Annotated in this window: 17 protein-coding genes and 2 tRNA genes; 13 read left to right on the forward strand and 6 right to left on the reverse strand. The window is 38.6% G+C overall.

The window, feature by feature from the left end; translation table 11 throughout:
- Positions 1 to 180 precede the first annotated feature (180 nt).
- The 5 genes from D8M04_RS08520 to D8M04_RS08540 all read left to right on the forward strand — a co-directional run bounded on the left by D8M04_RS08520 (position 181) and on the right by D8M04_RS08540 (position 4,018).
- The gene (locus tag D8M04_RS08520) at positions 181 to 1,626 is read left to right on the forward strand and encodes an amidase family protein (RefSeq protein ID WP_121522505.1); all 1,446 of its coding nucleotides are present in this window, start codon (positions 181 to 183) and stop codon (positions 1,624 to 1,626) included.
- Between the two features lie 237 nt (positions 1,627 to 1,863).
- A complete protein-coding gene (locus D8M04_RS08525) occupies positions 1,864 to 3,318 on the forward strand; it encodes a site-specific DNA-methyltransferase (RefSeq protein WP_121522506.1) in 1,455 nt (484 codons plus the stop codon).
- 16 nt (positions 3,319 to 3,334) lie between these two features.
- Positions 3,335 to 3,556, forward strand: coding sequence for a YdbC family protein (locus D8M04_RS08530; protein WP_121522507.1), 222 nt, complete (start codon positions 3,335 to 3,337; stop codon positions 3,554 to 3,556).
- Positions 3,557 to 3,624: 68 nt separating this feature from the next.
- Positions 3,625 to 3,697, forward strand: a tRNA-Lys gene (locus D8M04_RS08535).
- Positions 3,698 to 3,945: 248 nt separating this feature from the next.
- Positions 3,946 to 4,018, forward strand: a tRNA-Lys gene (locus D8M04_RS08540).
- A gap of 117 nt (positions 4,019 to 4,135) precedes the next feature.
- Here D8M04_RS08540 and D8M04_RS08545 read toward each other — a convergent pair.
- The 5 genes from D8M04_RS08545 to D8M04_RS08560 all read right to left on the reverse strand — a co-directional run bounded on the left by D8M04_RS08545 (position 4,136) and on the right by D8M04_RS08560 (position 8,904).
- Positions 4,136 to 5,128, reverse strand: coding sequence for an L-lactate dehydrogenase (locus D8M04_RS08545; protein ID WP_121522508.1), 993 nt, complete (start codon positions 5,126 to 5,128; stop codon positions 4,136 to 4,138).
- Positions 5,129 to 5,337: 209 nt separating this feature from the next.
- Positions 5,338 to 5,460: a cytochrome bd oxidase small subunit CydS family protein gene (gene cydS, locus D8M04_RS20715; protein ID WP_425464013.1), complete on the reverse strand. Its 123-nt coding sequence runs from the start codon at positions 5,458 to 5,460 to the stop codon at positions 5,338 to 5,340.
- On the reverse strand, positions 5,457 to 6,479 hold the full coding sequence (locus tag D8M04_RS08550) for a cytochrome d ubiquinol oxidase subunit II (protein ID WP_121522509.1): 1,023 nt from the start codon (positions 6,477 to 6,479) through the stop codon (positions 5,457 to 5,459). Before D8M04_RS08550 ends, cydS begins: the two co-directional genes overlap by 4 nt.
- Positions 6,476 to 7,819 (reverse strand): cytochrome ubiquinol oxidase subunit I, encoded by a 1,344-nt coding sequence (locus D8M04_RS08555; RefSeq protein WP_121522510.1) that lies wholly within the window; start codon positions 7,817 to 7,819, stop codon positions 6,476 to 6,478. The genes D8M04_RS08550 and D8M04_RS08555 overlap by 4 nt, the downstream gene beginning before the upstream one ends.
- A 311-nt stretch (positions 7,820 to 8,130) precedes the next feature.
- The gene (locus D8M04_RS08560; RefSeq protein WP_121522511.1) at positions 8,131 to 8,904 is read right to left on the reverse strand and encodes an NRDE family protein; all 774 of its coding nucleotides are present in this window, start codon (positions 8,902 to 8,904) and stop codon (positions 8,131 to 8,133) included.
- Positions 8,905 to 9,390: 486 nt separating this feature from the next.
- Between D8M04_RS08560 and proB the strand changes: the two genes are divergently transcribed.
- From proB to D8M04_RS08580, 3 genes are read left to right on the forward strand one after another with little or no spacing between them, the layout of a single operon-like run.
- Positions 9,391 to 10,494, forward strand: coding sequence for a glutamate 5-kinase (gene proB / locus D8M04_RS08570; RefSeq protein ID WP_121522513.1), 1,104 nt, complete (start codon positions 9,391 to 9,393; stop codon positions 10,492 to 10,494).
- On the forward strand, positions 10,491 to 11,738 hold the full coding sequence (locus D8M04_RS08575) for a glutamate-5-semialdehyde dehydrogenase (protein ID WP_121522514.1): 1,248 nt from the start codon (positions 10,491 to 10,493) through the stop codon (positions 11,736 to 11,738). Before proB ends, D8M04_RS08575 begins: the two co-directional genes overlap by 4 nt.
- A gap of 34 nt (positions 11,739 to 11,772) precedes the next feature.
- Positions 11,773 to 12,198: an OsmC family protein gene (locus tag D8M04_RS08580; protein ID WP_121522515.1), complete on the forward strand. Its 426-nt coding sequence runs from the start codon at positions 11,773 to 11,775 to the stop codon at positions 12,196 to 12,198.
- A 71-nt stretch (positions 12,199 to 12,269) separates the two neighbouring features.
- On the opposite strand, the gene D8M04_RS08585 is transcribed toward D8M04_RS08580, so the two are convergent.
- The gene (locus D8M04_RS08585; protein ID WP_121523102.1) at positions 12,270 to 12,734 is read right to left on the reverse strand and encodes an S-ribosylhomocysteine lyase; all 465 of its coding nucleotides are present in this window, start codon (positions 12,732 to 12,734) and stop codon (positions 12,270 to 12,272) included.
- A 134-nt stretch (positions 12,735 to 12,868) separates the two neighbouring features.
- Between D8M04_RS08585 and menC the strand changes: the two genes are divergently transcribed.
- The 5 genes from menC to D8M04_RS08610 all read left to right on the forward strand — a co-directional run bounded on the left by menC (position 12,869) and on the right by D8M04_RS08610 (position 17,604).
- Entirely contained in the window at positions 12,869 to 13,984 is a 1,116-nt protein-coding gene (gene menC / locus D8M04_RS08590; RefSeq protein ID WP_121522516.1) for an o-succinylbenzoate synthase, read from the forward strand.
- 301 nt (positions 13,985 to 14,285) lie between these two features.
- Entirely contained in the window at positions 14,286 to 15,113 is an 828-nt protein-coding gene (locus tag D8M04_RS08595) for an amino acid ABC transporter substrate-binding protein (RefSeq protein ID WP_121522517.1), read from the forward strand.
- Positions 15,097 to 15,801: an amino acid ABC transporter permease gene (locus tag D8M04_RS08600; protein WP_121522518.1), complete on the forward strand. Its 705-nt coding sequence runs from the start codon at positions 15,097 to 15,099 to the stop codon at positions 15,799 to 15,801. The genes D8M04_RS08595 and D8M04_RS08600 overlap by 17 nt, the downstream gene beginning before the upstream one ends.
- A 15-nt stretch (positions 15,802 to 15,816) precedes the next feature.
- Positions 15,817 to 16,566, forward strand: coding sequence for an amino acid ABC transporter ATP-binding protein (locus D8M04_RS08605; RefSeq protein ID WP_121522519.1), 750 nt, complete (start codon positions 15,817 to 15,819; stop codon positions 16,564 to 16,566).
- A gap of 111 nt (positions 16,567 to 16,677) precedes the next feature.
- Entirely contained in the window at positions 16,678 to 17,604 is a 927-nt protein-coding gene (locus D8M04_RS08610; RefSeq protein WP_121522520.1) for an MBL fold metallo-hydrolase, read from the forward strand.
- Positions 17,605 to 17,637 lie beyond the last annotated feature (33 nt).

Raw genomic sequence — 17,637 nt, forward strand, 5'->3', positions numbered from 1 at the left:
CCCCTCTTGTTCAATACTGCATCTTAGTCTAGAATAGTTCTTTTTAAATGATATACCTTTTGAAGAAATGTGTAAAGAGTTAGTTAATTCAGGTGTTTACAGTCAAATTAGTCTAATCACGTTTCAAATGGTATAACTAAATTAAGTTGAAATAACTTAATATAAAGGAGTGTATTTGATTTGGTAAGTTGGTTTATAAATGCGACTATAAAAGAGCTTAAACATAAGCTTGATACTTTTGAGATTACGTCCAAACAATTAGTTTTTCTTTATCTTGAACAAATTGCTTCCTTTAATCCGAAGATAAATGCAATGATTGAAATAAATCCACAAGCGGTTCATTTGGCTGAAATGTTAGATTATGAGAGAAAAACGACAGGGAAAAGAGGAATATTACACGGCATCCCCATTGTGATAAAGGATAATATTGATACGAAAGATAAAATGCATACATCAGCAGGTTCCTTGCTGCTTAAAGACTCATTTGCCAAAGAGGATGCTTTCTTAGTGAAAAATTTACGCAGAGCAGGAGCTATTATTCTTGGGAAAACCAACCTGACGGAATGGGCAAATTTTATTGCCGATGATATGCCAAATGGGTACAGCTCACGAGGTGGACAAGTCCTCAATCCTTATGGTGATAGTTTTGATGTGGGTGGCTCTAGTTCAGGTTCAGGTGCTGCGATTGCGGCAAGTTTTGCTGCTGCTGCGATTGGGACAGAAACCTCTGGTTCTATTCTTAGCCCTTCCAGTCAAAATTCACTCGTCGGGATCAAACCGACTATTGGTTTGATTAGCAGAAGTGGGGTTATCCCGATTTCTCATACACAAGACACACCAGGTCCAATGACAAAAACAGTAGAAGATGCCGCTATTATATTAAATGTGCTTGTTGGTCAGGATGAATCTGATCCTGTCACCTTATCTAACCCTCTTTTGCAAGAAGACTTTACTAATTTTTTAGATAAAGACGGCTTAAAAGGGAAAAGGTTAGGGATAGCAAGGGATCCATACTATACGGAATTAACTGACGAGAGGTTAGAGGTTGTACAATCTGCAATCAAGGTATTAGAAAAGCTTGGAGCAGAAATAGTAGATTCAGTTAAGTTTCCGACTCCGGATGAAGATTGGAATATCGATGTTATGCTTTATGAATTTAAACGGGACATTCATTCGTATTTAGCCACAGTAGAATGTAGCTTAGGAGTGAAAACACTGAAAGATCTCATTGAGAAAAATAAAGAAATCGGAGAAGATGCTCTAAATTACGGACAAGAAATCTTTCTAAAAGCAGAAGCAACGAGTGGTAATTTAACGGATCCGGTTTATTTAAAACGCTTAATGGAAGATGGCTATCATTCTAGAGAGAATGGAATTGATGCAGTAATGAAGAAACATCAATTGGATGCGCTCCTCTTCCCAAGTTATTATGGTTCCGGCATAGCGGCAAAAGCAGGTTATCCTTCTATTACTGTTCCAGCTGGATACACAAAACTAGGAGAGCCTATTGGAATCACCTTCACGGGTCAAGCATTTAGTGAACCTGAGTTATTAAAGCTAGCATATGCTTTTGAACAAGCTACGAAGCATCGAAAAGCCCCACTTTTAGATAAGGAAACTGTATAATTTGAATTGACTGTAAATTTAATTGCAATTATAATAAAATAACATCATAATTCGTTGAACTTCAAGTAATCGTCATAGACATTCATGTGCTGGCGGTTACTTTTTTTATATAGGTTAACGTGATGTAAGATAAGTAGATAAAAGCCGAGCTGAGGATATCCTGTTATATAGCTTGCATGAAAAAGCACTTATAAAAAGAAGCTTCACTTTATAATAAATAAAGGTGGATTATTGGATATGAAAAATATAAGTGAAGTAAACAATGTTCCAATACAACAGAAGCTTAAAGTTATAAAGGAAGTTTTTCCAGAATTATTCACAGGGTCAAAAATTGATATGGAAAAGTTGCAATACATGTTAGGGGACCATGTGGAATCGTTACCATATGAGCTCGTTTGGAAAGGGAAACAGGAAGCTAGAACGGAGGCCACCCAAGAGCCGACAAAAGTATTGTATCCATGTATATCTAAAAGTGTAAACTGGGATGAAACCAGAAACCTGTATATAGAAGGCGATAATTTAGAGACGTTACGCTGGCTAAAACAGACTCATCATCATAAAATAAAAATGATTTATATTGATCCACCTTATAATACAGGGATGGATTTTATCTACCATGATACATTTATGGACCCGGGCTTACGGACCATTCAGGAACGTTTAACTAGCATGCATACTAATTGGCTTAATTTTATGTATCCAAGATTAATGCTGGCATGCAACCTGCTTACGGAAGATGGCATGATTTTTATAAGTATTGGAGACAGAGAATTATATAATTTGAAGAAGATGTGTGACGAGATTTTTGGAGAAGATAACTTTGTGACGACATTGATCTGGGAAAAAAAGAAAAAACCGTCCTTCCTTGATCGTAATGTGGGGAATGTAACGGAGTATATAGTAGTCTACTCCAGAAACAAGGGGAAGACACATGCGCTATCTTTAGAGAGAACGGAGAAAGGGAAGAAGTATCCATTTAATAATGCAGGTAACCCAGAACGGGTACTTACTTTTCCTGAAGGCTCGGTGCAATTTCACTTACGAGATGGAATCGTAAAGGCACAGGACATGTCGAGAGGAAAGATTAGGACAGAGCTTCTGGATGATGTTAAAATTGAGAATGGAGTAAATAAACACCCTTTTAGACTTCGAGGCGAATGGCGTTATTCCCAAGTGAAACTGAATGAAATTGTTCAAAAAGGGGAAACCATTAGTATTAGTAAAATTCCTTTCCGGCCAAATTATGTGCGAGAAGGTGGGGGAGTTAAGAAGTTAAAAAATCTTTTCACTCTTAGTGGCTATGGCCTTCCAACCTATGAAGATGCAGATAGGGAATTGACAAAGCTGTTTGGCAAGAAAGTATTTGACTATGCTAAACCAGTAGGTCTGATTCGCACCTTAATAGAATCACTTTTATATGGAGATGATGAAGCAATTGTATTGGATTTTTTCTCCGGAACAGGAACAACAGGAGAAGCGGTTTGGCAACTAAATCAAACTTTACGGAAGAGGTTGTCATTCATCCTTGTACAGTCGCCTGAAGAAATTCATCCTAAATCGGAAGCTTATAAAGAAGGATACAGAACGATCAGCGAGTTAGGTATGGAAAGGTTGAATCGTGTAAGGGAAGGCCTTGCCCATTCAGGAAATAAACAGGACACTGGATTTCGTTACTATAAATTTGAGAACTAAGATGGGAGGATATAACATGGCAGAAATTAAATATGAAATCATGGAAACTATTGCAGTACTATCCCAATCACCTAAAGGCTGGACAAAAGAATTGAATATAATTAGCTGGAATGGCCGTGAACCGAAATACGACTTAAGAGATTGGGCGCCGAATAAAGAGAAGATGGGCAAAGGGATTACGTTAACAAAAGAAGAATTGATTGCTTTAAAAACATTGCTTGCTGAAAAAGAGTTTTGAAAAAATGTGAAAAAAGACTTGTCATGAACTTGAGGATGTGGTATTATATTTAAGTCGACAAAAGATACGGGACATTAGCTCAGTTGGTAGAGCAGCTGACTCTTAATCAGCGGGTCGTAGGTTCGATCCCTACATGTCCCATTGCATAACAAAGAGCACATTTACTAGTTTTCTAGAGAATGTGCTCTTTTTTGTATAAACTAGAGTTATTTATCTTTACTGCCGTGAATCAAAGTACTATTTTAGAGATGATATGAAATCTGGTTCATAAATAAAGAGAAATAAAGGTGTTAAAACCAATGCTTGCTAAAAAGATTGTTAAAAAATGTAAAAAAGACTTGCTATGAACTTGAAGTTGTGATATTATATTTAAGTCGTCCAAAAGATACGGGACATTAGCTCAGTTGGTAGAGCAGCTGACTCTTAATCAGCGGGTCGTAGGTTCGATCCCTACATGTCCCATTTACAAAACAAAGAGCACCTTCGCTAGTTTTCTAGCAGAGGTGCTTTTTTGCTTTCTTATAAAAGGTTTGGCGGGTTGGACCAAACTTGGAATAAACCACATCATAAAGATGTTTTCTATTCATGCTCTGCGGTCTGCTTTAATGGATTCGCCTTTACTTCATCAAAGTGTGGTGCAAGAATATTTTTCAATACATCGACACTATTCTGAAATAGCTCTTTTTCACGTTCATCTAATTCAAGTTCTACTATTTCTCGGATACCATTACGGTTAATTACGGCAGGAACTCCGATATATACATCATCCTCGCCGTATTTTCCACTTAGGTGTGCAGAAATGGTCAGAATTGAATTTTCATTAGTAAGAATTGCTTTGGTTATACGAACCAATCCCATCGCAATTCCGTAATAAGTCGCACCTTTGCTTTCAATGATTTTATAGGCCGCGTCTCGGACATTAGTAAATATGACATCTAAATCCTCTAATTTATATTCATCGCTTCGATTGATGATATTCTTAATTGGGGTTGCACCCAGGCTTGCTGAGCTATAAACAGGGAGCTCACTGTCCCCGTGTTCACCGATGATATACGCGTGCACATTGGTAGGTGCAATTTGAAAGTACTCACCTAATGAATAGCGGAAACGCGCAGTATCAAGAATGGTGCCAGAACCGATAACGCGTTCTTTAGGTAAACCACTAAACTTCCAGGTTGCATACGTCAGAATATCGACAGGGTTCGTTGCCACTAGGAAAATGCCATTAAAACCACTATCCATTACTTCTGTTACAATACTCTTAAAGATTTGTAAGTTCTTTTCTACTAGGTCAAGTCTAGTTTCACCCGGTTTTTGATTGGCTCCAGCACAAATGACAACTAGATCAACATTTTTACAATCTGCATATGTACCAAAATGGATATTTGTCGGGCTTGGTGCAAAAGCTTTTCCATGATTAAGGTCTAGCACATCCCCCTTTGCTTTTTCCTCATTAATATCGATCATAATAAGTTCATTTGCTACACCTTGATTCATGAGTGCAAAGGCATAACTAGAACCAACAAACCCGGTACCAATTAATGCTACTCGACTAATTCTCGTTTTATCCAATTTTATTCCTCCTAAAAGGTAAAGAATCTTGTTATAGTATGCTTAAAACCTGAAAGGATATGACAACAAGGCTATGAAATATTAATAGAGAACGAGTAATAAGAAAAATTCATCCTCTAGAGATCAAAAATTTGTATCTTTTGTATTAACAATTTAGAACCTTTTTTAGTCAGCATCTCCCCAGAATTCAGAAACAACATTTTATGCTTTCATTCTTCTTCCTTTTTTACTATATCATCTTTAAGAGATGCCCAAAATGAAACGAATATAGCTGCAAACATAAAGAGAAAGGGAGCGACAAACATTAGGAAATTATTAAGCAAAATAATCACTCCTTTTCTTTACGTCCCCGTACATAATCTTCATTAAATAGGAACAGCTTGAAAATTAGATAGAGGGACGGAAGTAGTAATGAAAGCCCTAGAATAAACGCAACAATGAGTGAAATTGCCATTGCTTGGTTTGTAAATCCTTCATTAATAGTCAGGTATGGATAAAGCAGATAAGGGTAATGAGCTGCACCATACCCGAAGAAAGCAAAAGCAAATTGGAAAATCATCAGCCAAACTGCGACATCATATCTCTTTTTATGCCAAATGAGCCAGACAGTTACAATCCACAGGATAAGAGAGATGGCGAACATCCACCATAGATTAAAAATTCTTTCATAATGTGGAGGATTATGACTGCTTAATTCATAGACAATTCCACTTGCTGTTAGGATTAAAGGGATTGCCCAAATAAGTGCATACTTTCGGAATAAAGCTGTAGCTGTCTGGTCTCCTGTTTTATTGGCATACCATGTTAAGAAAACAGCTGAAATGTAGAGTACTGCTATAATGCTTAGAACAACAATCGCCCAAGTTAACGGACTTGCAAACAAGGCTTGATAGTCGAGCTTTGGATTCCCTTCTTCTATATAAACAAAACCGCCTTCAGAAATCGTTAAGACAATCGATAAAGAAGCAGGGAAGAGCAGTCCTGATAAACCATACATAAAAGCATAGCCTTTATGTCCTCTAGAACCATATGTTTCAAATGCATAATAAGCCCCTCTGACCCCAAGGAGAATTAATGCGATGCTCCCTGGAACTAAAAATACAGTACCAAAATAATATGCAGTCTGAGGAAAGAAGCCAACAATACCGACAAAGAAAAACACAAAAAATACATTTGTCACTTCCCAAACAGGAGATAAATAACGCTGAATAATCTTGGATAATATGTGTTCTTTTCCAGTAATGATGCTATAGGCATTAAAGAATCCAGCGCCATAATCAATGGAGCCAACAATAATATACCCGAAAAGGAAGAGCCAAAGAACAGATATACCGATTAATTCTAGCATCATGATGGCCCACCACCTTCATACTTGGTAATATCTTTTTCAATTGGGTTATTTTTGAACATCCGCCGCAGCACTACAACAGTTCCTACACCTAAAACGAAATATAAAAGGATAAACAGAATGGAAATAATCCCAACATATTCACTGGTAGTGGCTGCATCTTGAATTGTTAATAAACCACGAAGAATCCAAGGATATCTGCCTACTTCGGCCATCCACCAGCCAAATTCAATCGCAAGGAAAGATAATGGCGCGCCAAGCACGATAATCCAGCGAAACCATTTAGACTTAACAAAGGCCCATCCCATCCTAATTCCGAACCAATATAAAAGGGCGAGACCCATCATGAAGACACCAATTGATACCATTGAATCAAAATAATAATGGATAATCAAAGGTGGCTGTACCTCTTTTGGGAATTCATTTAAACCGATTACTTCTGCCATCGGATCACCATGTGCTAGAATGCTTAACGCGTATGGTACCTTTAAGGCATAGCTGACTTCTTGGGTATCTTCGTCTAGTAAGCCCCACATTAATAGTGGTGCAGCACCTTCTGTCTCAAAATGCCATTCTGCTGCGGCCAGCTTTTCCGGTTGGTATGCAGCTAAATATTTACCAGAAAAGTCACCAATAATGGCTGTAGCGATAGAAAAAATAAGACCTATTTTCATTGTCAAATATAGAGCCTTTTTATGATAAACATGGTTGGATCCCTTTAAAAGGCGAAAAGCAGCTATAGCAGCCATTAGAAAAGCAATGGTCATATAAGCGGTAACAATGACATGCGTCACCTTTGTTGGCATAGCAGGTGTAAACATAGCAGCAAGTGGATTCACATTTACAATCTGACCATTTACTAGATCAAATCCTTGTGGTGAGTTCATAAATGAATTAACAATGGTAATAAAGAAGGCCGACATTGCACCTCCTATGGCAACAGGGATTAGCAATAAGAAGTGTTTTTTAGGATTATCGAATCGGTCCCAAGTATATAAATAAATGCCAAGAAAAATAGCTTCGAAAAAGAAGGCAAAGGTCTCCATAAATAAAGGCAAGGCAATTACGTTTCCCGCAAGCTCCATAAAACTAGGCCATAATAAAGAAAGCTGTAACCCAATAGCTGTTCCAGTTACCACACCGACAGCGACGGGTACAATAAATCCTTTAGACCAGCGTCTCGCCATAAGGAGATAATGCTCATCATTTCTTTTAATTCCAATCCATTGTGCAATCATTATTAGTAAGGGGACTCCAACTCCAATTGTTGCATAGATAATATGGAATGAAAGTGTTATTATCGTTAAAAATCTGCTGGCAGCAACAGGGTCATCAAAAATCAATGTCACCCCTCCTTATGTGAACTTTCTATAAGATATAGAACATCTTATATCTTGTCCGTATTGCTGTTGATTTATCCAGATAGAAATTTGCAGAACAAAGGCGCAAGCGCCCGGGTAGCGACGTACGGACTGGACTGAGCCGTAGGAGATAAAGGAAACACGACGCCCGAAGGAAGTCGATGTTGACTTATCGTACGGAGGTGAGGGAAGTCTCGCTAGTCGCTGGGCGCTGGAGCCGGACGTGGCCGTTCTTCAAGCAAGAGTTATACACAGTTCAGAATTTTATAGTTTCCTAAGCATAAAAAAAGCCTTCAAATTGAAGGCTGAATGGTAAATTCAAATGTGTTTTCTTGTTTTAAACGTCCTTTTTCAAAGGTCCGCTCCACAAATGTAACATTATTATTCTTGTCTATGAGAAGGACAGTAGAGGACCTTGTCCCATATTCGGGAGAGGTAATAAAAAGTGGTGATAGCATTCGCTCCAGCTCTATTCCAACCCCGGTGTCAGGCAACATGTGATCTGGGGCTCTTTCAGCATCTGCTGTAATTTCAAATAATTTATCAGCGGATACGGAATTAGAGTCTTTGAAATATCTTGATAAACGTTCCCTTCCTTTCGTTACCTTTGGCCATGGTGTGTTTAAAGTGTGGTTGCTTAAGCCGTGTGTTCCAGGCGCTATTTTCGTAATCTTGTCCAATATATTGTTGTAATGAACCAATTCATCTGAATTCCCAACTAACAGATTAAACCCTGCATAATCACTCTTATGTTTTTGTAATCTGGTCAAAAAATCTCCTGTTTCAGTACTTTGGGATAAAAAGTCCCGCACGATGGCTCCTCTAGAGTGTCTTCCTGTTTCGGGGAGGCGAGGGTCACGATAATTGGTTAATGCCGCAAATCTCCCTTGTTTAGTAATTCCGAGCCAAGTCCCCATTTGCAGTAGATCTCGGCCAGCTAATATGTATGGAGTATCTTCCCAAAAATGAGCTTCCTTTGTCGGTCGGTTGTATCCTTCATCACGATTAGCAGTAATGATTAATTTATAGGTTGAATGATCCTGAAAATGAAAATTAATTAAGCACATCTTCTATACTCTCCTCTCTTTTCATAGTATATATGGTGACTGCTTTCAAACATAATAAATAGTTTTATCTATTGACAAAAACCGTTAAAGTATTGATAATAGGTTAAAAAGTGAACGTTAATGAAGGGCTAGTAAATGGCATAAGTTGTGAAAGAGAGCAAAACCTATGAGCTGAAAGGTTTTGTCACAAAATATCCATTGAACCTGCCTTCTAGTCTCATGAAAACATGGGCGTCTTATTCACGTTACGAATTCGAGAGGAATGTGCAAGCATTCAATTTAGGTGGTACCGCGGAAGCTCTTTCGTCCTTTATACAAGGGGATGAATGGGCTTTTTTTGTGCTTTTAACTTGGGTAGTGACCGTATAAGGCGAGAACAGGAATTCTAAACAGATTACTTTTTATCATAACATTGTTATATAAACAGTTAGTAAATCAGTAGTAGAGAAAAGCTCATTAGTGATTTATATAAAGGAGTATGAAAACATGGCAAAGGAACGGATTGTCGTCAAAATTGGAAGTAGTTCGCTCACAAACGAAAAAGGGGAAATAGATGAAGAGAAGCTGACGGAGCATGTACAGGCTATGGCTGCTTTAAGAGAGGCGAATCATGAAGTAGTTTTAGTGAGTTCTGGTGCAGTTGCGGCAGGTTTTCGTTTATTAGGGTATTCTTCCCGTCCTGTTACACTAAAGGGCAAGCAAGCGGCAGCAGCAATTGGACAGAGCTTGCTCATCCAGCGTTATATGGACAAATTCCAAGCCTATGATTTAAAAGTAGCATTGCTTTTATTAACACGTTCCGATTTCTCCAGTCAAGCAAGATATCGAAATGCTTTTGCAACGATAAGTGAACTATTAGAAAGAGGGATTATCCCCATCATTAATGAAAATGACACCGTGGCTGTTGATGAACTGACATTCGGCGACAATGATATGCTGTCTGCATTAGTGAGTGGGTTTGTACATGCGGATCGATTAATCATTTTAACGGATATTAATGGCATTTACGATAGTAATCCTCGCAAAAATCCTCAGGCACAGAGATATGATTTTATCGAGGAAGTATCAGCCGCGATGATTGAAGGAACAGATGAGTCAGGATCAAAGGTTGGAACCGGTGGAATGAGGTCCAAGCTGCTAGCTGCAAACACTGCGATCTCTCTGGGGGTACCAGTTTTCATTGGGAAAGGAAATGGAGAGAAGAAGCTTCTTGAAGTGTTAGAAGAGAAAGGGGACGGAACATATCTTGGCAGGTTCAGGCAACATGGTCTGAATACGAGGAAACAGTGGATTGCCCTTCACTCCGATATACACGGAAGAATCTATGTAGATAATGGAGCGGAAGAGGCCATTCTTTATCGGGGGAAAAGTCTTTTATCACCGGGAATTACGAAAGTAGAAGGAACATTTCAGGCTGGGGATGTGGTTGAAGTAATTGGTGCGGGAGAGATCCTTGGAAAAGGGGAAGTAAATTGCTCGTCTGCTGTGCTAATGGAAGTCTTACAAACTCATAAGCCAGTCACCAGCCAAGAAGTAATTCATCGCAATAATTGGGTAACACTAAAAAAGGAAGGGGAGAAGAAGAAATGACCGAGGTACAAGAGAAAGGAAGAAGAGCAAAACAGGCTAGTTATCAATTGGTGAGCTTGACAACAGAGCAAAAAAATGAGGCATTAGCCAAGATTGCAGATCAGCTTATAGCCGATGCGCAAAAGTTAATAGAAGCGAACAAAAAAGATCTGGAAATGGGAAAAGAAAAAGGGTTATCGAATGCTATTCTAGACCGGATTTTATTAACGTCCGAGCGAATCGACGGCATGGCAGAGGGGATAAGGCAAGTCATTGACTTAAAAGATCCAATAGGAGAAACGCTCAAGGCAATAGAAAAGGAAAATGGATTAGTAATTGAAAAAAGAACCGTTCCAATTGGAGTGGTAGGAATGATTTATGAGGCAAGACCAAATGTAACAGTCGATGCAGCTGCCTTAACTTTAAAAACGGGGAATGCTGTTTTATTAAGAGGCAGTTCATCAGCTAAATTTTCTAATATTCAATTAGTGGAATCTATTCACACAGCCTTGGCGAAGACGGATATCCCAGTGGATGTGGTCCAGCTAATAGAAAATACAAGTAGAGAAGCTGCAAAGGAACTATTTCGCTTAAATGCTTATTTGGATGTTTTGATTCCAAGAGGTGGGAAACAGCTAATTGAAACAGTCGTTCAGGAGTCAACGGTTCCTGTTATTGAAACTGGCGCTGGCAATTGTCACATCTTTATTGACGAAACCGCAAATGAGGCGATGGCCACTGAAATTGTTCTTAATGCCAAACTACAGCGGCCTTCTGTTTGTAATGCGGCAGAATCCTTACTGATCCATAAGGATTGGTTTGAGAATAATGGGACTGGGATTTTACATGCATTACAAGAGAAGAAAGTGAGCATTCATGCTGATGAAGAAACGCTTGCAGTGTTTCCTGATGCACAGCTAGCTACAGAAGAAGATTGGGCAACTGAATATCTTGGCGGAGAGATAAGTGTTAAACTAGTAGAGAATGTTGAAGAAGCGATAGCCCATATTAATCAATATGGAACAAGGCATTCTGAAGCAATTATTACGGAAGATGAAAATAATGCGAATAGGTTCCTGCAGTCTGTTGATGCTGCAGCGGTATATCATAACGCCTCGACTCGCTTCACAGATGGATTCGAATTCGGTTATGGGGCTGAGATAGGAATTAGTACACAAAAGCTTCATGCGAGAGGCCCGATGGGATTACAAGCATTAACCTCTTCCAAATACTTCATAACAGGAAATGGTCAAATCAGGAAGTAACTGAGATTGGTTTTTAGTAGAAAGGACGATACGTATGGAATTAACAGTAAAATGGGATGGAAAAATGGCTTTCTCTGGTGAAACACCATCGGGACACCTAGTTAAGATGGATGCTGCTCCCGAAATTGGCGGAGAAAACACCGGCTCCCGACCGACTGAATTATTATTAAATGCAGTAGCTGGTTGTACAGGGATAGATTTAATTTCTATCTTAGATAAGATGCGTTTAGAAACTAAAGCTTTTCATATGGAAGTAAAAGCAGAACGTGCAGGCGAGCATCCGAAACGGTTTACAAACATCCATATTCACTATGTATTAGTTGGAGAATTACCCGAAGATAAGGTGGTTCGTGCCATTAGATTATCGAAGGATAAATATTGCTCTGTGGCACATTCCTTAAACGCAGAAATAACTGCAAGCTATTCGATAAATGAGGGTGAAAAAATAACATTGGCATAAGCCGCCGATATATTGAAATAAACACCGATAAAAAAGGGAGCCACCCAAAACCGGGTGATTCCCTTCCTTCATTACTGGGCAAAAACATGTTGCCATTCGTTACGATTTTCTAACATTTCACGTGCTAATTCTTTTGCACCTTCTAAACTATGACTTGCCGCCCAGCCGCATTGTACTTCATTACAAGCAGGGACTTCTGTAGCTGTTAATACATCATTCAACGTTTTTTCAACGGTATCTAGTATTTCATCATAATTATCATGGTTAAGAACCGTTAAATAAAATCCTGTTTGGCACCCCATGGGGCTTAAGTCCACTACTGTATTATGATGGTTGCGGATAAGTTCTGCCATCAAATGCTCCAGTGAATGAAGTGCAGGCATTTCCATATGAGTCTTGTTTGGTTGCTTGAAACGCAAGTCATATTTATGAATAACATCTCCATTTGCACCTTCTGTTACTCCAGCTAAACGAATATAAGGCGCTTTTACTTTTGTATGATCGAGGTTAAAACTCTCCACATTCATTTTTTTCACCACTACACGCTCACTCCTCATTACTATGGTAGTTTCATAGTAACATATTTTACCCCTCCCATTAAGCCATCTCTTTCATCGTTTTACAAACTTATCGTATACTGTAATTAAAACTCAGATTGGGGACCGTAAAAATGGAATTACCATTACATAAGCTAGTTTTACGTAAATTAAAAATGAAATTGAAAAATCCCTTTTCAACGAGCTATGGAACCGTTCAGGATAAAGAATTTTTCCTTCTGGAATTAATCGACAGAGATGGAAATAGAGGTTACGGGGAATCTGTTGCCTTCACCACCCCATGGTATACGGAGGAAACGGTAGCTACAACATTTCATATGTTAGAAGATATACTCATTCCGACTTTACAGAGTAACATGGTGACCCATCCTGATGAAGTTTCCGAGCTTTTTCTTCCAGTGAAGCGGAATAATATGGCAAAAGCAGCTATTGAAGGAGCTGTATGGGATCTTTACGCAAAAAGATTGGATATTCCACTAGCGGAAGCGCTTGGAGGAGAGAGAAAAGAAATTGAAGTAGGGATAGCAATAGGTATTCAACCAACGATGAATCAATTGTTGGAAAAAATACAGGGAGCTTTGGATAATGGCTATAAACGAATCAAGCTAAAAATTAAGCCAGGACTGGATGTAGATCTATTAAGCCAGGTGCGAAGTCATTTTCCTGCCATATCAATCATGGCAGATGCTAATTCTGCCTATACGTTAGGCGATATAGATCGGTTAAAGAAATTGGATGATCTAAACCTGCTGATGATAGAACAGCCGTTGGGCCACGATGATATTATAGACCACGCTAAGCTGCAAGCTGCGATTCAAACACCGATATGCCTTGACGAGAGTATACACTCAGTTGAAGATGTACGGAAAGCATGGGAGCTTGGAAGCTGCAAGGTAATCAATATTAAAATTGGACGTGTCGGAGGGTTAACGGAGGCTAAGCGGATTCATGACTTTTGCTATGAACATGATATAGCTGTATGGTGTGGTGGAATGCTCGAAGCGGGTGTTGGAAGAGCGCATAATATTGCATTGACTAGCCTGCCACAGTTTGTGTTGCCAGGCGACACAGCTGGTTCCTCACACTATTGGGAACAAGACATTATAAAACCCGAGGTCATTGTGCACGATGGAATCATTAAAGTTCCAAAAAAACCTGGGATTGGTTATGATATGAATTTCGAAGTGATTGAAAAATATACAGAGTGGAAGAAGGAATATGACTTCTGAGATAGAGAATCGACCAGAGGTAAGTTTAGCTTTAAGCGTTTCATTTCATGTAAATAATATTACTTAAGATAGAATTATTGTTTCGTAGAGGGTAAAAATCAGAACGCAGACTAAGAAGGCCACCTCCTTATGTCTTCGCTTGCTTTATCCTGCAACCTGTAGTCCCACCCTCCACTGAATGAAGTATTACTTTATTCTTTTTTACATAATAAAACGTCGTCTTCAGTAAATAATAATTTACGAACCATTAATTATGTATTATACTAATAATTCTTATAAACTTACTGGGGGTTAATAAAAGATGAAAAAGTTGGCATTGGGAATTATTTTACTATTAATTACTGGATTGTTAGTAGCTTGTGGTACAAAAGAAGATAATAATAACGCTGCTACAGATGAATCAACCAAAACAAATGGATCTGGAAATCTATATGATAAAGTGATAGAAGAAGGCGTCCTTACGGTTGGAACTGAGGGGGTTTATGCTCCTTTTAGTTTCCATAATGAAGAGGGCGAGCTTACAGGTTATGATGTAGAGGTTATCAAGGAAGTTGCCAATCGTTTGGGAGTGGAAGTCGATTTTCAAGAAACGCAGTGGGATTCTATGTTTGCAGGGCTCAACTCTGAACGATTTGATTTAATTGCAAATCAAGTTGGCATCAATGAGGAACGCTTAGAGAATTATGATTTCTCTATACCTTATACGTACTCGTCTGCGGTAGTAGTTGTACCTGCCGATAATGAGGACATTACTTCGTTTGAAGATTTAGAAGGGAAACAATCCGCACAGTCATTAACAAGTAATTATGGTTCCATCGCTGAAGAAAATGGTGCTGAGCTTGTTGGAGTTGAAGGTCTTTCACAAGCAATTGAATTAATAAAACAAGGCCGTGCGGATGTAACTGTTAATGATAAATTGGCTGTCTTAGATTATATCAAACAGCAAGGTGATGAAAGCATTAAAGTAGTTGCTGAAGCAGATGAACACTCAGAAATGGCATTTACGTTCAACAAAGGAAATGAGGAGTTAGTGGAAGCTGTCAATGAACAATTAGAAGCAATGTTAGAAGACGGAACTTTAGCTGAAATTTCCGAAGAGTGGTTTGGTGAAGATGTATCCATTAAATAATAAGCTATTTACGATTACAGCCAATATGGAAGGATGGGAGTTATTTTCTAACTCTCTTCTTCCTATGATTACAGGAGCCATCCAGGCTACAATACCACTTACGTTAATTTCATTTATACTTGGTTTGGTCGTAGCGTTATTAACAGCTATGATGCGTCTTTCGAAATCGAGCCTGTTTAGAGTGCCAGCTGCTATATATGTATCTGCAGTTCGCGGAACGCCATTATTGGTGCAATTATTTATTATCTTTTATGGACTGCCGAGTATTGGTGTGACGATTGACCCTTTTCCAAGCGCAGTTATAGCTTTTACATTAAATGTCGGAGCATATGCTTCGGAAATCATCCGAGCATCCATTCTTTCTATTCCTAAAGGACAATGGGAGGCGGCATTTACGATTGGAATGTCAAAAGGGACTGCACTCAGAAGAATTATTTTACCTCAGGCGGCCAGAGTTTCTGTCCCGCCGCTATCAAACTCATTTATTAGTTTGGTGAAGGATACATCTCTTGCTTCGTTAATTCTTGTTGCCGAACTGTTTCGAAAAGCTCAGGAAATAGCGGCTAGAACCTATGATTTCTTACTGCTTTACGTAGAGGCGGCAATTATTTATTGGGTTATTTGCTTTATCTTATCCCTCGTTCAAGCAGCACTAGAGAGACGATTGGACCGCTTTGTTGCAAAGTAGAAAGGGGGAAGAGAAATGTTTTTAACCATTAAAGGCTTAGCTAAATCATTTGGTGATAATAAAGTATTGAAAGGTATCGATGTAGAGGTGGAGAAAGGCCAGGTATTATCCATAATCGGTCCATCTGGTTCCGGGAAAACAACTTTACTTCGATGTATAAATGCATTGGAACAGCCGGACAAAGGGATAATTACCTTTGATGATGGATTTGAAATAAATTTTGAGAATAAAGTAAGTAAACAAAGTATCCAAAGTTTAAGAAGAAAGTCTGGAATGGTATTCCAGTCCTATAATCTTTTTCCACATAAAACAGCATTGGAAAATGTAACAGAAGGTCCAATCATCGTTCAAAGGCGCAATTCCAAGGAAGTGAAGGACATAGCTGAAGGCCTGTTGGAGAAGGTGGGCTTAAAGGATAAAATGAACTTGTATCCACACCAACTATCAGGTGGTCAACAGCAGCGTGTAGGGATTGCTCGTGCACTGGCAATGGAGCCAGAATTAATGCTATTTGATGAGCCAACTTCTGCGCTTGATCCAGAGCTGATTGGTGAGGTATTAAATGTTATGCGTGACCTTGTCAAAGAGGAATGGACGATGGTATTTGTAACTCATGAAATTCAATTTGCTGCAGATGTATCAGATAAAGTTATCTTTATGGATGGTGGGTATATCGTAGAACAAGGAACACCTAAAGAAGTATTAAAAGCGCCTAAAGAAGTAAGAACCCAACAATTTCTGCAAAGGGTGCTTAATCCATCATAAACCAGCATCTCCAATTTGGAGACTGGTTTTTTATTTCTTGCATTTGAGATAGGTAGAGTTAAAATAACAATAAGTATGTTTTTTTACAAAGGGAAAAAGGGGCATTTTCTGATGCAATCTAAGGTAATGGACACAATCCAAAAGCAAGTGATTACATTTCCTGGTGGAATGGGAGATGTTAATTCTTATTTAATAACAGGAGCGAATGGTTATACCATTATTGATACAGGAATGAAACTAAAGGAAGCAATCACTAGGTGGAAAGCTTTTATGGAGACGGGTGTAAAGGTGGAGAAGGTTGTCCTGACCCATACCCATGAGGACCACATTGGCCTGGCAAGCTGGTTTCAAGAGAAATATAGTATACCAATTGTTGTATCAAGATTAGGGTATCATGAGATGTCACGAACTGCGGAATTAACAGTAGAGGAATTTAATCAATTTATTACGAAATTCGGTGGGCCAGAAGTTCCTGAGAAATATAAACAAGATCCCTCCATTTATACTTTTACTCCGGATGTGTTGTTTGAAGATAAGGAAGAAATAATGCTTGGCGATGAAAAATATGAAACAATTTGGACGCCAGGCCATGCATATGATCACTTCTGCTTTTATAATAGGGAATCAGAAATAATGATTGTAGGCGATCATATTTTAAAAGAATTATCTCCAGTTATAGGTTTATGGAATGCAGTAGAAAGAAATCCGCTTGAGGAATATTTTACATCACTTGAAAGAATAAAAGAGTATCCAGTAAAAGTTGCTCTTACAGGTCATGGGGAGAATATCGAACATTTCCAGCGAAGAATTAATGAAATTGAAGAAAGACATCATGAACGACTGAAACAAGTGCTCGAATCGATAGAAAATCAGCCGAAAACAGCCCGAGAAATTTGCCAAGAAATATATGGGACAACAGATGTAATTATTCATTTGAGCTCCTTTATGGCAACGTTAACTAGATTAATTTACCTGGAATCATTGGGGAAAGCTGAACGCATCGAACAAAACGGTATTATTTCCTTCCAAGCTCTTTAGGTATAAAAGGCTAATATAAAAATAAGAAAAAGA

It is taken from the genome of Oceanobacillus piezotolerans, assembly GCF_003665065.1.
GTDB lineage: Bacteria > Bacillota > Bacilli > Bacillales > Amphibacillaceae > Oceanobacillus > Oceanobacillus piezotolerans.